This window comes from Fodinibius sp. AD559 (assembly GCF_052712805.1).
In genome coordinates, this window is the sequence record NZ_JBQPVW010000003.1 from 239,727 (window position 1) to 255,140 (window position 15,414).

Annotated in this window: 16 protein-coding genes and 1 pseudogene; 4 read left to right on the forward strand and 13 right to left on the reverse strand. The window is 42.9% G+C overall.

What is annotated here, in order from left to right:
* The first annotated feature begins 114 nt into the window (after nucleotides 1-114).
* The 3 genes from ACQ4LT_RS06735 (at nucleotide 115) to ACQ4LT_RS06745 (ending at nucleotide 1,924) form a co-directional block, all read left to right on the forward strand.
* Nucleotides 115-765, forward strand: coding sequence for a CDGSH iron-sulfur domain-containing protein (locus ACQ4LT_RS06735; protein WP_445665267.1), 651 nt, complete (start codon nucleotides 115-117; stop codon nucleotides 763-765).
* 181 nt (nucleotides 766-946) lie between these two features.
* Entirely contained in the window at nucleotides 947-1,321 is a 375-nt protein-coding gene (locus ACQ4LT_RS06740) for a DUF423 domain-containing protein (RefSeq protein WP_445665268.1), read from the forward strand.
* Nucleotides 1,322-1,555: 234 nt separating this feature from the next.
* Nucleotides 1,556-1,924 (forward strand): MmcQ/YjbR family DNA-binding protein, encoded by a 369-nt coding sequence (locus ACQ4LT_RS06745; protein WP_445665269.1) that lies wholly within the window; start codon nucleotides 1,556-1,558, stop codon nucleotides 1,922-1,924.
* An 8-nt stretch (nucleotides 1,925-1,932) separates the two neighbouring features.
* Here ACQ4LT_RS06745 and ACQ4LT_RS06750 read toward each other — a convergent pair whose 3' ends face one another.
* The 12 genes and pseudogenes from ACQ4LT_RS06750 to ACQ4LT_RS06805 form a co-directional block, all read right to left on the reverse strand.
* Nucleotides 1,933-2,226 (reverse strand): DUF6787 family protein, encoded by a 294-nt coding sequence (locus ACQ4LT_RS06750; protein ID WP_445665270.1) that lies wholly within the window; start codon nucleotides 2,224-2,226, stop codon nucleotides 1,933-1,935.
* A gap of 34 nt (nucleotides 2,227-2,260) precedes the next feature.
* Entirely contained in the window at nucleotides 2,261-3,559 is a 1,299-nt protein-coding gene (gene hemL, locus ACQ4LT_RS06755) for a glutamate-1-semialdehyde 2,1-aminomutase (protein WP_445665271.1), read from the reverse strand.
* Nucleotides 3,560-3,664: 105 nt separating this feature from the next.
* Complete coding sequence (hemB, locus tag ACQ4LT_RS06760; protein ID WP_445665272.1) at nucleotides 3,665-4,660, reverse strand: porphobilinogen synthase; 996 nt, start codon at nucleotides 4,658-4,660, stop codon at nucleotides 3,665-3,667.
* Nucleotides 4,661-4,759: 99 nt separating this feature from the next.
* Complete coding sequence (gene hemF / locus ACQ4LT_RS06765) at nucleotides 4,760-5,698, reverse strand: oxygen-dependent coproporphyrinogen oxidase (RefSeq protein ID WP_445665530.1); 939 nt, start codon at nucleotides 5,696-5,698, stop codon at nucleotides 4,760-4,762.
* A 72-nt stretch (nucleotides 5,699-5,770) separates the two neighbouring features.
* Nucleotides 5,771-6,139 (reverse strand): annotated as a pseudogene (locus tag ACQ4LT_RS06770) (endonuclease domain-containing protein); the annotation flags it as partial.
* A gap of 48 nt (nucleotides 6,140-6,187) precedes the next feature.
* Nucleotides 6,188-7,237, reverse strand: a complete 1,050-nt coding sequence (gene hemE, locus ACQ4LT_RS06775; RefSeq protein ID WP_445665273.1) for a uroporphyrinogen decarboxylase — start codon at nucleotides 7,235-7,237, stop codon at nucleotides 6,188-6,190.
* 49 nt (nucleotides 7,238-7,286) lie between these two features.
* Complete coding sequence (locus ACQ4LT_RS06780) at nucleotides 7,287-8,030, reverse strand: uroporphyrinogen-III synthase (protein WP_445665274.1); 744 nt, start codon at nucleotides 8,028-8,030, stop codon at nucleotides 7,287-7,289.
* 139 nt (nucleotides 8,031-8,169) lie between these two features.
* Nucleotides 8,170-9,096, reverse strand: a complete 927-nt coding sequence (gene hemC, locus ACQ4LT_RS06785) for a hydroxymethylbilane synthase (protein WP_445665275.1) — start codon at nucleotides 9,094-9,096, stop codon at nucleotides 8,170-8,172.
* The gene (gene hemA / locus ACQ4LT_RS06790) at nucleotides 9,089-10,351 is read right to left on the reverse strand and encodes a glutamyl-tRNA reductase (protein ID WP_445665276.1); all 1,263 of its coding nucleotides are present in this window, start codon (nucleotides 10,349-10,351) and stop codon (nucleotides 9,089-9,091) included. Before hemA ends, hemC begins: the two co-directional genes overlap by 8 nt.
* A 4-nt stretch (nucleotides 10,352-10,355) precedes the next feature.
* The gene (hemH, locus tag ACQ4LT_RS06795) at nucleotides 10,356-11,477 is read right to left on the reverse strand and encodes a ferrochelatase (protein WP_445665277.1); all 1,122 of its coding nucleotides are present in this window, start codon (nucleotides 11,475-11,477) and stop codon (nucleotides 10,356-10,358) included.
* Nucleotides 11,478-11,648: 171 nt separating this feature from the next.
* Entirely contained in the window at nucleotides 11,649-13,046 is a 1,398-nt protein-coding gene (locus ACQ4LT_RS06800; protein ID WP_445665278.1) for a sensor histidine kinase, read from the reverse strand.
* 82 nt (nucleotides 13,047-13,128) lie between these two features.
* Nucleotides 13,129-13,830 carry a response regulator transcription factor gene (locus ACQ4LT_RS06805; protein WP_445665279.1) on the reverse strand — a complete coding sequence of 234 codons (702 nt, stop codon included), beginning with the start codon at nucleotides 13,828-13,830 and terminating at the stop codon, nucleotides 13,129-13,131.
* Nucleotides 13,831-14,034: 204 nt separating this feature from the next.
* On the opposite strand from ACQ4LT_RS06805, the gene ACQ4LT_RS06810 reads away from it, so the two are divergent.
* Entirely contained in the window at nucleotides 14,035-14,826 is a 792-nt protein-coding gene (locus ACQ4LT_RS06810; protein WP_445665280.1) for an SDR family oxidoreductase, read from the forward strand.
* A 59-nt stretch (nucleotides 14,827-14,885) separates the two neighbouring features.
* On the opposite strand, the gene ACQ4LT_RS06815 is transcribed toward ACQ4LT_RS06810, so the two are convergent.
* Entirely contained in the window at nucleotides 14,886-15,332 is a 447-nt protein-coding gene (locus tag ACQ4LT_RS06815) for a fasciclin domain-containing protein (RefSeq protein ID WP_445665281.1), read from the reverse strand.
* Nucleotides 15,333-15,414: the final 82 nt, after the last annotated feature.

Sequence of the window (15,414 nt, forward strand, 5' to 3'; positions counted from 1 at the left end):
ACTTTGGGAATTACACTTCTTATAAACACTGTAATATATAAATCTTTTTATCCGTTTGACGATCTACTCAAATCATATATCTTATGTACAAAATGAATCAAGGATTTAGGTGTTATGGAAAAGAAGTTACATAGTTACGAATCAAACGATATTACAGTAGAGTTTGATAGTAAACGGTGCATCAATTCTGCGGAATGCGTCAAGAATTTACCTTCGGTTTTTAATCCGGATGACAAGCCCTGGGTTACCCCCGAAGAAGCTTCTGCCGAAAAAGTAAAAGAGGCTGTGCACCACTGTCCTACTGGGGCCTTGCATTATAAAGACGATGAAGAGGAGCTTCCTGCACGAGAGAATACAATTACTATTGTTCCCGACGGGCCATTGTACCTGAGAGGCGATATCGAGATTCAAAATGCGGAGGGAGAAACACTACTCGAAGATACAAGGGTCGCCATTTGTCGCTGTGGCGCATCTGAAAACAAGCCCCTTTGTGATGATACACACGAGGACGTTAACTTTGAAGCCCCGGCCTCATTTGATAAGGCTAAACTGCATCCTACCAAAGACGGAGATCCATCCCAAAATAAACTGATTTTAAAATTGATGGATGACGGACCGATTTTGCTTGAGGGCACTTATCGCGTACATTCTATAGCAAACGAAGCTGTTAACAGTTCTAAAAATGTGGCCCTATGCCGTTGCGGGCAGTCATCCGGCAAACCTTTTTGCGATGGTACTCATAAAGAAGTGGATTTTGAGGGATAAGCTGATATTTAGCCTTCTTTTTAGCCCATAGATATTCTCCTCTATCTGAGGTAGAGAAACAGATACCTTCATAACAGCTTCATCTACCATTTTTATATAGAGCCAGTCAAAAAATATCAATCAGTATTCATTATAAAGAATATTGATCAGATGGAGTCCAGATAAAAACTTTAGACTATCTATGCAGAAACTATTTTTGATTATTGGTTCAATTGCTATGGCTCTTGCTGTGGGATTAGGTGCTTTTGGCGCCCATGGTTTAAAAGAAATACTTACTGATGAAATGCTGGATATTTTTGAGACCGGCATCAAATATCACTTTTATCACGCTATTGGATTGTTAGTTGTTGGCCTTGTAGCGCAACTAATACCAAATTCCTCATTTCTGCAATGGTCTGGCTGGTTGATGCTTGCCGGAATCATCATATTTTCGGGAAGCCTATATATTCTTTCTATAAGCGGCATTCGCTGGATAGGAGCCATAACCCCAATTGGAGGCTTATGCTTTATTGTGGCCTGGATATTACTGGCCCTTGCAAGTTGGCAAAACCTATAAGAATTCCATACCAACTATCACAGACTCTCAAAAAACACTTGCAGTTCCCAATCATTATTATATTTTAAGACTAATTATTAAAAAACGTCTCATTTATATTGAGACTATCATCTATCACAAATAGACGCACAGTTATACTAAATTAACCGAAACTAATTTTTAGTTTTATATCGAGTAATACATAAACTGTAGGCGTTTTTTATAAAACAACTCTTTACTAAGCAATCATTACACATGAATTTAGAAGACTTCAGAGAATTTTGCCTGTCATTTAACGGTGTAACCGAGGAATTTCCTTTTGATGATGAGAAAAACCTTGCCTTTAAAGTAATGGGCAAAATTTTTGCTATCACTGATGTTGAGGAGTTCGACGGTATAAATCTAAAATGCGATCCGGTAAAGGCCGCCATGCTTCGTGACCTCTACAAAGACGTAAAGCCCGGTCAACACATGAATAAAAAACACTGGAATACTATCGCTCCCAAAGGCAAACTTGATGATGAGATTATCAAAGAATGGATTAAAGATTCGTACAACTTAGTGGTGGAGGACCTATCGCGTAAGAAACAGAAAAAGCTTGAAAAGATGGAAGATGAAGATTAGGAATCTTTTCACTTATTGCTTGTAAAAAGATTTTTAATCCTGTTGAGGCTTTTCTTTTCAAAATTCCATACAAATTCAAACTGTCCCATTATAAAACCAAACAGTAGAAATAAAAGCTGATAGGCCGGGAATACGATAAGCGCCCACGCTATAATCTCTAACCATAGTGGAGTTGCCGATCCAATACCGATCCAGTCAAAAACCAGTTTTCTCACATAAAGCGTTGATAATCCTGTTATCGAGAAAATAAACAGAATCAAAAGTAAGCCGCCGAACGTATCAACGCCCCACCTTTTTTTCATTTTTTCAATAAATTTGCCCACAACGACCCTCATATTATGCGTTATCCAGGGCTACTTTTATCGATTCGTCAGCAGCTTCAATAGTTTTTGTAAGATGATCTTCTGTAAGAGAATTAGCTAAGAAAAGAGCTTCGAACGGTGATGGTGGCAAGTAGATGCCCTTCTCCAACATCTGATGGAAATATGCTTTAAATAACGCCTGATCCGTCGTATTGGCTGTTTCGAAATCAATAACTTCTTCTTCCTCTGTAAAGAAAACACTCAACATGGAACCGACCTGATTAAGTACAAAAGGCACCCCATGTTCTTCTAAAACATCTTTCAACCCCGTGGCCAGCTTTACTGCCTTTTCTTCCAACTCGTCGTAATGCATGGGATTCTGATGCAACTCCGAAAGCAGTGCATAACCGGCGGCCATTGCCAGCGGATTGCCCGAAAGTGTTCCCGCCTGATAGACATCACCTACCGGAGAAACAACATCCATAATTTCCCGTTTGCCCCCAAAGGCCCCTACCGGTAACCCTGCACCGATAATCTTTCCATAGGTCACAAGATCAGCAGTAACACCGTAACGCTCTTGTGCTCCACCCATTGCTACTCGAAAACCGGTCATCACCTCGTCAAAAATAAGGACTACATTGTGAGCATTACACAACTCACGAAGACCGGACAAAAATCCTTTTTTCGGGGGAATACAGCCCATATTCCCGGCAACAGGTTCTAAAATAATAGCGGCAACTTCTCCCTCATATTCATTGAGCAGCTTCTTGACGGAATTCAAGTCATTGAAATTGGCTGTCAATGTATCTTTTGCTGTTCCCTCTGTTACACCGGGACTGCTGGGCTGACCCAACGTAAGTGCTCCGCTTCCTGCGTTGATTAGAAACGAATCTCCGTGGCCATGATAATTGCCTTCAAATTTGATGATTTTATCTCGTCCGGTATAGCCGCGAGCCACACGAATAGCACTCATGCACGCTTCCGTTCCGGAATTTGCCATGCGGATTTTATCCACGCCCGGCACCATCTGTTTCACCAGTTCAGCCATTTTAACTTCGATCTCAGTCGGTGCACCAAAAGAAGTCGATTTTGCAGCCGTTTCTTTAACGGCTTTGATCACCGGCTCATAGGCATGACCCAGAATCATCGGTCCCCACGAACCTACATAGTCGATATATTCTTTACCATCTACATCAGTAAGGATGGAACCTTTGGCCTTTTCCAAAAATACGGGTGTCCCACCAACTGATTTAAATGCCCGGGCAGGAGAATTTACACCACCGGGAATAAATTTCTGTGCTCGTTCAAATAATTTTTTACTCTTTTCTAACATAAATCCTCAAATAAATTCTATGTCATTTCGATTCCAACATGGTCGGGTGAGAAATCTTTGTTTTAATCATAGAAAACATAGATATCTCCCTCACAGTCGAGGTGACTATTTTGTATTGTTTAATACCTTCGATGCTGCCTTCGCAAAATAGGTAGCAATCAGATCCGCACCGGCACGCTTAAATCCGACCAGTGCCTCCATCATGGCCTCTTCTTCATTCAACCATCCCTTCTCGGCAGCAGCCTTTAACATAGCGTATTCTCCGGAAACATTATAGACCGAGACCGGCACCGAGACGTTCTCTTTGACGGCTCTAATAACATCCATATACGGCAATCCGGGCTTCACCATCACAATATCGGCCCCTTCCTGTTCGTCAAGCTTCGCCTCTTTAATAGCCTCCTGAACGTTAGCAGGGTCCATCTGGTACGTTTTTTTATCTCCGAATCCTGGCGCTGAATCCAGCGCATCACGAAACGGCCCATAGTAACTGGAAGCGTATTTCGCGCTGTACGCCATGATACCGGTGTGCTCAAAATCTTCTTCATCCAACGCTTCGCGCATGGCCCCAATACGACCGTCCATCATATCCGACGGAGCCACCATGTCGACGCCGGCCTCAGCATGACTTACAGCCATTTTTGACAGCACTTCAACAGATTCATCATTCAAAATCTCTCCATCCTCGACAATGCCGTCATGACCATAACTCGAATATGGATCCATTGCAATATCGGTCATTACTAACATTTCAGGGAACTCTTCTTTAATTGCCCGTACGGCTCGCTGCATTAGTCCATCGGGATTGAGCGCTTCGGTGCCCTTATTATCTTTGAGCTCGTCAGGCACTTTGGCAAATACCAAAACTGATCGGATGCCAACGTCTTTTAACTCTTGGATTTCATCCATCAGCAGATCCAACGTGTAACGGTAATAGTCCGGCATGGATGGAATTTCGACCTTTTCGTTTTCACCCTCCATTACAAAAACGGGGGCAATAAAGTCAGCCGGTTTCAGATTGTGCTCGGCCACCATATTGCGCAAAGCTGCCGAATTTCGTAATCGTCGTCCGCGTATATATGGAAATTGTCCGTGTGTCATAAAATAGCTTCAAATCATTAATTGTCATTTCGATCCCGACATAATCGGGTGAGAAATCTATGTTTTTAAACAAAGATCTCACTCCGTTCGAGATGACATTTAGTTTAAAATTTTATTCTCCTTTCCGTATTTAATCCAGTCAATAGGGTTTTTAAGTCGATCAATAAGATACGCCTCACGGCTTCCTTCTTCGATATTAAAATCGTAATCCCACCGGACGCGCGGCGGCAGACTCATCAAAATTGACTCCGTTCTGCCTTCAGTTTTCAGGCCAAATAATGTACCACGATCATGAATTAAATTAAACTCAACGTAACGACCGCGCCGAATCTCCTGAAAATATCGCTGGCGATCAGTATATGATTCATCTTTTCGCCGCTCAACAATCGGAACATAACTTTCTAAAAACGCATCCCCTACTTCAGTTGTAAAATCGTACCAATTCTCAGCCGAACGCTCTTCATTGGGACGCAGATAGTCAAAAAACAGTCCACCGATTCCGCGTCCTTCCGACCGGTGATCATTATAAAAATACTCGTCGCATTCTTTTTTAAAACAGGGATACAGTTCCGTGCCATGTTTATCACAGGCGCCTTTCAGCACTTGATGAAAATGAACCGCATCTTCATCCCACAAATAATAAGGCGTCAAATCCGCGCCACCGCCGAACCATTGGTCGCGCACTTCGTTCATGTCGGCATCATCATAAAGCTCAAAATAACGATAGTTGGCATGAACGGTCGGAATCATCGGGCTTTGCGGATGGAGCACGAGTGAGAGTCCACCGGCCCAAAACCAACCCTGATCAACTTCAAATCGCTTGCGAATCAATTCGGGCAGCTCTCCGTGCACGCTGGATATATTGACGCCCCCTTTTTCAAAAACATCCCCTTTTTCGATTACGCGGGTATGTCCACCGCCTCCGCCCTCGCGGTCCCAATCATCGTGGCGAAATTTAGCCTTCTCGTCGATCTGTTCCAATCTATCACAAATCTCATCCTGTAAATTTTGGATGTAGGCCTCAAATCGATTTTTAATAGATAACTTATCAGAGTCCCCCTTCGAAGGGGGCGCAGGGGGATGATTTTCTATCCATCCTTTAATAGATCGCTCTACATTTCTAATGTCATTCATAACTTCCTCATCAGAAAATCGCAATACTGTAAACCCTTTTTCTTCAAGTTCTTTTTGTCGCTCTTTATCCTCATACCACTTTCGTTCATTCTCGTGTGAGTATCCATCAACTTCGATCACAAGCTGGAGATCTTTACACATAAAATCAGCGATATAATTCAGCACCGGCCGCTGACGAAGAAAGGTATACCCTTTCATTTTACCCGCTCTTAACACTTCAGACCAAAGCCTTATTTCAGCTTTCGTTGAGTCTTTTCGGAGTTTACGAGCAAACTCTTTCAAGTCTTTGTTATAACCGTAATTGTCGTATTCAGTTGACATATTTTGATAGTTGACTTCTGTCATTCCCCTTAATCCCCTTCAAAGGGGGACACTAATTTACTTCAAGCCATGTTAATCTGTGGCTGAATACTCCTTAACAGTATCAACAAAAGCACGGGCGTTATCTACAGGGATATTTGGCAAAATTCCGTGTCCCAGATTCGCAATATATTTCTGTGCACCAAAACGGTCGATCATTCGCTTCGTCTGTCGCGTAATTTCGTCTCGTGGCATCATTAGTTTTGAGGGATCAAAATTGCCCTGCAGAACAACATCTCCACGCGTAGCATCACGTCCGTATTCGGGAGTGATTGTCCAATCAAGTCCCAGTGCCGAAGCATTACTTTTAAAGCTAAGTCGTTCCAGTGCATACCAGCTGCCTTTGGCAAACAGAATTACCGGTACCTCATCAATAGCATCACAAATTTCCATCAGGTACGGCATAGCCCACTCGTTAAAATCTTCAGGGCTTAGCAATCCCGACCATGAATCGAACAGCTGTACGACTTGGGCACCCGCCTCGATCTGGGCTTTCAAATAATCAATCGTTGCCTTTGTCAGTTCTTTCATTACGTGCTTGGCCGCATCAGGATGCTGATACATAAACGCCTTCGCCTTAGCAAAATTCTTGGAGCCTTCGCCCTGCACCATGTAGCAAAAGAGCGTCCACGGTGCCCCTGCAAAACCGATCAGCGGCACGCGCCCGTTAAGCTCTTTGCGCGTTAATGTAATCGCCTCCATTACATGATTAAGTTTCTCAGGAATATCCTCAGCCAAAATTGAAAAGGCATCATCCACACTTCGAATGGGATTATCCATCACCGGTCCCTTGCCTTTTACCAGATCCACATCAATGCCCAACGCTTGCGGAATTGTCAAAATATCCGAAAAAATAATAGCTGCATCAGGCTCCAGTTCGTCAATAGGCTGGATGGTAATTTCGCAAGCCAGTTCGGGCGTTTCAACGCGCTCGAAAAAGGTATACTTTTTACGAAGCTTCATATACTGGGGCAAATAACGTCCAGCCTGACGCATCATCCATACCGGCGGACGCTCGACTTCTTCGCCGCGAAGTGTTCGGAGTAGTAAATCGTTTTTTAATTCTGGAAAATTGTTGCTCATAAAATATATAATGATTAAAAGAATTGAATCCTTTCAGGTCATCCCCCCTCTATTCCTCATTCGAAGGGGAACTTTCAATCTTATTAAAAATATAATCGGCAGTGGTGCGTAAAAGCACCTCGGTATCGGGTTGCTTGGCAATTTCTATATGCTGATCGGTATGCTCTTTAAGTGCACCGGCCGTAGTAGGGCCAATCGCAAAAAGGGGCGGTAATTCCTCTTCAAACCCCGTGCCACGAGCAAAACCTTCTACCGCACTGGGGCTATAAAACAGAATTCCACTCACCGATTTATTAGGCATTTCAACCGAATTAATAATAGTTTCATACACCTCCAGCTCAATCACCTCAATACCATCATCTTGCAATCGGTCGGTCAGTTCATCCCGACTTAAATTACCATGAAAATAAATAACCGAATTAATTTTCCCTTCTTGAATAATTAACTCGGCCAGATGCTTTCCATCCTGTTTTCTTGGAATCTTAGCATCAAGTCCTAAATCCTGCAAGGCATCACGCGTTTTCGCTCCCACTGCAAAAAGCTGCACTTCAGGTCGAACTCGTAATCCGGCGTTCATCAGTTCTTCCAGTGCTTTTACACCATTGGCACTGGTAAAAACCCAATCCGATTTAAGATTCTCATTAATCACTTTAAGCACGCTATCCCAGTAGTCGGGAAAGTTGAACTGTAGAGATGGCTCAATAATAGGTTCTAATCCCAAAATACGGGCATATTCAAACTGCTGTGCAGATAAAGGTCGCGTTACTAAAATATTTCGTTTGTCTTGTCTCATTGATCGCTGATTAACATGTCATCCTGAACTTGTTTCAGGATCTATTCACATTCCTATTTAACAGATGCTGAAATAAATTCAGCATGACACCAAACTTCTAATTTCGCTGATTTATCAATTTCAACAGCCGTAATCTGACTTATCCATGGTCCGACTTCATTTGTTCAATAACTTTTATTGCGCCTTCACTCAATAGAGATTGTGCTGCAGAGTGACCAAGTTCACCGGCCTCCCCAACCGATACCCTTTCCTCAAAGTCATACCGCTCACCACCATCAAGAGTCAGGGCAACGGCCTTAAAATGAACTTGTTCATCTTCAATAAAAGCATAGGCTCCAACGGGGGCGCTGCAGCCCGCCTCCATATCGTGCAGAAAATCACGCTCAATCATCGTACAAAGTGCTGTTTCATCGTGATTCAGCTGCGATACAATCTCTTCCATCTCGCTGTCATCCTCACGAATCATCACGGCCATTGCGCCCTGGGCTGCTGCCGAAACCATCCAATCCAAATATTCGCTTATATGATGACCCAAATCGATACGTTCCAATCCGGCCGCTGCAAAAATGGCCCCATCCCAATCATTTTTCTCTACTTTTTCGAGACGGGTATTTACGTTTCCACGGATATTAACAATCTCATGATTAGGATAGCGATGCAGCCACTGCGCACGACGCCGATTGCTGCTGGTAGCAATAGTCGCTTTGTAATCGGGATCATCTAAAAAGTCGGTGCCGTCGGGAGCAACCAGCGAATCACGAGGATCAGCACGCTCCATCATAGCCGCCACTTTTAATGGAAGGGGATTCTCGGTAGGCAGATCTTTAAATGAGTGAACTGCAATGTCGATTTTATCATTAAGCTGTGCATCGTCGAGCGCCTTCGTAAAGACCCCTTTGCCCCCCATCTCCGTCAACGGTGTTGTAAGATCCATGTCGCCCTCTGACTTAACAAAAATAAGCTCGGTTTTATGGCCGAGCTTTTGCAATTCCCGGGCAACCTGTTCCGCCTGCCACGTAGCTAACTGACTGTCACGCGTCCCAATACGAATCGTTTTGTTACTCATCTCTGGCCTTGGTTTCGAGTTTAAACATATCATTCACCACTTTAGTCACTTGCTCCGACTCATGATGATCACGCAAATGCTCAATAGAATAGGCGGCTATTTTATTCACGATGCGACGAGTTAGATTTTCCACTTTTTCTTTATCGGTCTCCGAAATTTTATTTTTAAAAAACTCGTACTCGTCTTCACGGATAGAATCAAATTTATTCGTCAACGCCTTAATGGTAGGTACCACCTTCTGTTTGCTGAGCCAGTTTTTATAGTCAGTCAGCTCATCGTTGATAATCTTTTTGACCAGTGGAATATTCTCTTCGCGCTTTCGATAGGCCTCGTCGGTCACATCCGTCAGAAAGTCCATGTTCGCCAGATCTACAAATTCCATCTCTCCGATTTCCGGATCGATATTACGGGGAACGGACAGATCTACCATTACTTTAAATTGAGGATCGAGCAGTGAAGGCTTCATATCATCCAGCGTAATAACCGGTTCTTTAGCTCCTGTTGCTACGATAATAAGATCAGCCTCGGCAATTTCCTCGGGCAACTGCTCCATATCTGCTACCTGAAGATCAAACTTATCTGCCACAAACTCGGCGCGCTCTCGCGTTCGGTTAATAAGTGTGAGCTTCCTGGCTCCAAGATTAATCAAATTCTTACATGTTACTTTCCCAATCTTACCAGTTCCTACCAGCAAGATATTTTTATCTTTTAAATTGTCGAAGGTCTTTACCGCAAACTTTACCGCAGCATAAGCGGTAGTTGCTGCCCCTTCTCCGAGCGATGTTTCGTTGCGCGAACGTTTGTGGGCCCGAAAAACATGCTGCATTAGCCGGTGGAGCTCACCGTCCACGGCATCCATATCGCTGGCCAGCTCATATCCTTCTTTCACTTGCTTTACGACCTGAAGATCTCCAAGTATCTGAGAATCGAGTCCCACCGTAACCTGAAATAGGTGTTCTACGGCCTGTTGACCCTCCTTTTCAAATCCATAATTGTGAAATTCATCCAGAGAAGCATTGGAATAAGTCACCAAAAGACGAATAAGCTCTTGGGGGGTAACATCCTGTGCAAAAATCTCTGTCCGATTACAGGTCGATACAACAAACAGGCTATGAATTCCTTCACGTTTAGCTCCTTCCAATAACTTTTTTTTCTGGGATTTCTTTAAGCTAAACCGCTCACGTATATCAATAGTCGCCTCCCAGTGGTTGACGCCAACAGCACAAAAATCAGTTATTTGAGGTTGTTCTGACATCTATTTACGCAGAAACTTTTTGAGATGTTTGTTCTTCCTGTTCAACATCGACTTCGTGATCCAGCTTATCCAAAACCTGGTCGGCCAAAGCTTCAATATATTTGGGATGATCATTAATCCCTTCCATCACTTTTAGGTTTTCAAATTCGTAACCTTCCTCCTCGAGATCCTCAACCAGTTCAACGCCTAACTCATACAGCGTTTCCACATGATCGGTCACAAAAGCAATCGGAATCATGAGGAAATTCTTAATTCCATACTCGATATGACGCTCAACTAACTCGGCGGTATTGGGCTGGGTCCACTTTTGCGGACCAACTTTCGATTGGTATCCCAACCAATAATCGTGGTCGTATCCGCGCATCTCCATAATAGCTTCCATCGTCTGATTAATCTCCGTTGTATAAGGATCACCGCTTCGTACCTCGAGCTTTGGTGTACCGTGGGCACTAAAAATAAAGTGTGTCTTGTTGCGCGTTTCTTCATCCATCTCGGCCAGTGCCTCATCAATGCGATCGTTCATCGCCGAGAGATACTTTTCATCAAGGTGATAATTTTTAACGTGAAACTCTTTCCAAGGGGTCTCATCGCCAAATTTCTTATCGCGCTTAGTTTCCCAATCACGATAACTGCTCCCGGTAGTCGTCCACGAAAATTGTGGATAGAGAGGGACTATTACCGCATGCGTGATACCATCTTCTTTCATATCTTCGAGCGTAGTTTCAGCAAACGGCAGCCAATAACGCATGCAAGTATAGACTTTCACAAACTGATCGTCAGGCGTAATATTTTTGAGATATTTCTCAAGCCCGCGACGCTGCTTTTCGGTCAAACTATTAATGGGCGAACAGCAGGTAGAGGTAATACCTTTCTTTCGATTCAAGCAGTGCTTATTACCCAAGCACCCTTTGGGACATCCGTTGATCTCTTCATAATCTTCCTGCACACTTGGCGCTCGAAATTTTGAAATTATTTTTGCAAATAAATCCTGAACTTTTCCTCCCCCTAACTTTATAATATCCTCGTCCCGGAAAAGGTTGTACAAAAAGGGGCGGACAGCATAATCAGCTGTAGGACCGCCGAGATTCATCAACACTACACCAATCCGTTTCTCTTCTTCTGCCATAAAATAATTTTCTATTTCAAACCCGTTTAGGCTGATTTTACATTTAAGAGTTCAACTAACTATAGTCCTCAGTCATCATGGTGAAGAAAGTCATTCTTTGTGAAGGAAATTTGAAGAAGGGCTGGCTAATTCTATTTAGAATGAGTCTAACTGAAGGAATAAAATCCACACTTACCCTTTGGGCAGTGTAAACCAGAAACGCGTTCCTTCACCGACTTCACTTTCTACGTGGATATCAGAACCGTGGCCTTTTAAAATGCTCTTTACAACCGCTAAACCAAGTCCGGTTCCTCCCTTATCGCGAGATCGAGCTTTATCAGTGCGATAAAACCGATCAAACAAGCGATCCAAATGCTCGTCCGATATTCCGATTCCGGTATCTTCTATGGCAACCGTAACTTCAGAATCTTCGGCTGCATAGGTTACATCCACAGATCCCTCATTCGTATATTTCAACGCGTTTGAGATTAAGTTATCCATCACCTGCTCAATTTTTCCAGGATCCCCAATAACGTTACAGGAATGCTGTTCAATATTTAATTTCAGCCCCTTTTCTTTGGCTATATCGCTATACCAATCCTCCATATGGCTTGCAATATCAGCCAAATCAAATTCCTGCCTTTCCACAAAATACTCATCAGAATCGTATCGCTGAAGGATTTTTAAATCTTTAAAAAGATGTGAAATCCGTTCGGTCTGTTTCTTTGCCGTAGTGATATATTTATCCTTCTTCTCTTCTGACAGCTTTTCAAGTTCCAGCATGTCAAGCGCGCCGGAAATAGTGTGCAAGGGATTGCGAATTTCGTGGGTGATATCCGCAAAAAACTGACGCTGCTTCTCGGCAAACTGCTTAATTTGTTCAGTATCAGCCCGCAACTTAGAAGCCATTTGATTAAGCGAGGTGGCAAGCGTTCCGAACTCATCACTTCGACTAATATCGATTTCCCTCTCCACGTCCCCATCAGCAATATCCTGGGCAGCGTCTTTTATCTGTGTAATGGGCTTTGTCACATAACGGGCAATCCAAATACTCACGATCACCACCAATCCGATTGAAATAAACATCCCGTAATAGATAATCCATCGGATAGTTTTGATAGGCTCGTAAATTTCATCCTTAAATTGTGCAGCTTGCAAATATTTTGCTCCAGCCACAGGTTGATCCAATGCCACATAACTTGTCAACACTTCTGAACCCGGATTTTCCGGAAGCAATGGCAAGTTATTACGGGCTTTTACACTCTCCATAATACCTGCCGTCAATCTTTGGGGCATGGGAATTAGCGTGTCACTGCTGGCAAAAGTATTCAGTTTTTGTCCGCTTGAATCATACACCGCCAGCTGGTAACCGGAGGTGCGCGCAGTCTCACGCAACCGTTTTTCAAATTTGCTGTCATCCCCTAAACCGGATGCTGTAACGGCCAGCCAACGCGTATCGCGCTCCATTTCTGTACGTCCTTCTTCGAGAAGATAATCCCTGATAAAAACAATAGAATAGCTACTGATGGAGGTAATCCCAAAAATCAATAGTAGAATAAAAGTCCACGCAAGTTTCGAACGGATCTTCATGTCAGAGATGAAACTGATTATTTTATAACACTCATTATTATAAAATCATTTTTGAAAGCTGTAATTTCAGATTCTTAAATGATTATACTTTCACTATTTCACGGTTCAGGCCGTAACCGATACCGCGATACGTTTTAATCACTTCACCGGCATCTCCCATCTTCAGCCGCAGGTTTTTTACATGTACATCAACCGTCCGGTCAAACACGTATCGGTCATCTTCGGTGATATATTCCAAAATTTCCTGTCGCGTATACACACGTTTGGGATTCTTGTAAAAGAGCTCGATCAGCGTGTACTCCGTTGACGTTAGCTCTATTTTTTCATTATCTACATACAACTCCTTAGCATCAGTATCCAAATAGGTATCGCCGTACTGCAGCCAGTTGGCATTTTGGGGGTTTTGGCGGCGAAGAAGCGACTCCACATGCGCCTTAACTAACGGAAGGCTGGCGGGTTTGGGGATGTAATCATCGGCTCCAAGCTCCAATCCCTCAATCTCATCCTGCTCTTCATCTTTAGCCGTTAAAAATATTACGGGGATATCATTCAGTACAGGATGACTACGTATGTGCTTGCAAATCTCCTTGCCGTCCACATTAGGAACCATAATATCCAGAATCGCCAGATGTATTTCCCCGGCATGTTCCTCAATTAGTTCCAGTGCCCGATTACCTTCATGGGCTACGAGCACCTCATAATCGTTCATCTCCAGGAAATTTGCCAACATCTCTGCCGGCTCCTCTTCATCTTCAACTAATAATATGCTATGCTTTGGTCTCACAATAATTATTTTTACTTACAATAATGAATCACAAACAGCTTTTACTCATAAATCGTTGATTGCAATAAAATAGCAAATGTTATAGAGTATCTGAACAGATCTTCTACAGTACCATATACTACTTGTCAAACTTAACTCGTTTCTACATTTTGAGCCACATTAACCTTTGCACTGTTTTATTGATTTCTAATTACCTATTTCCCAATGTCATTTCAAAATAAAATTGCCTGGATTACCGGTGCTTCTTCAGGTATCGGTGAAGCACTTGCATACGAACTCAGCAACCAGGGTGCAAAACTCATACTCTCCTCGCGGCGCAAAGAAGCGCTAACAGAAGTTAAAAACAATTGCAAAAATCCCTCCGACGCTCACATCATCACACTTGATCTTTCTAAAACAGATCAGCTTGAAACCAAAGCGAAAGAAGCGATCAACATCTTTGGACATATTGACTACCTCTTTAATAATGGAGGCATCAGCCAGCGATCGGAGGCCATTGATACGAAGCTGGAAGTTATTCGCAGAGTGATGGAAATAAACTTCTTTGGATCCGTGGCATTAACGAAGGCAGTACTTCCCTCGATGATAGAGCGTCAATCGGGCCATATTGTCGTTACCAGCAGTGTGATGGGCAAGTTCGGCACACGCCTACGATCAAGCTATGCAGCATCTAAACATGCTTTGCACGGCTATTTTGATTCTCTACGTCAAGAAGTTTACGAAGATAATATAAAAATATCATTAGTCTGTCCGGGGTTTGTTAAAACTGATGTGACAAAAAATGCCCTTGAAGGTGATGGCAGCAAACACAATAAAATGGGCAGGGGACAAAAAAACGGCATACCCGCCGAGGAGTTTGCTGAAAAGCTCATCCCAAAAATTCTAAAAGAGAAAGAGGAGATTTATATTGGGGGAAAAGAAATATGGGGCGTTTATCTAAAACGGTTTTTCCCTCGTCTGTTGAATAAAATGCTGCGCAATGCTGAAGTTACATAAAAAAGGCCCTTCTGACCGAAGGACCTTTTCAAATAGTAATAACTTGTCTATAAGAAAGACTATCGTTTTACGACTTGATCAACAATATAGACAGTACCATTGGCCGCAGATTCATCCTTATCCTTTATCTTAACTCCCATCGAAGATTTTACTTTTTCTGTAGAAATATCTCCCTGGTATAGATGACTTTGCACAACTTTCTGAGCCTGTTTTCTGTTTTCCTTCGCAGCATCAACATCTACTCCTTCATTTTCAAGAGCTTTGTTTGTTGGGGCCAGTACAGTGTAAGTTCCCGGCTGAGTCAACACTTGGCCAAAACCAGATGCCTCAACAAGGGCGGTGAAATCTGATAGCTTTTCGTTGCTATCTATCTTATCAACAACAGTTTCTCCATCTACCTGTCCCTGTTGACCGGTATTTTGTCCGACCGTTACATTGGCAACGAACGCCATTACCAACATTACTGCAAGCGAAGCTGAAACGAGTCTTTTTATATTAGATCTCATAGTGTAATTAATTTAATTAAAATTATTACAGAGCTATCCACTCCTATTTTGAGATCTTATAAACACTCAAACTTTCCAGTTA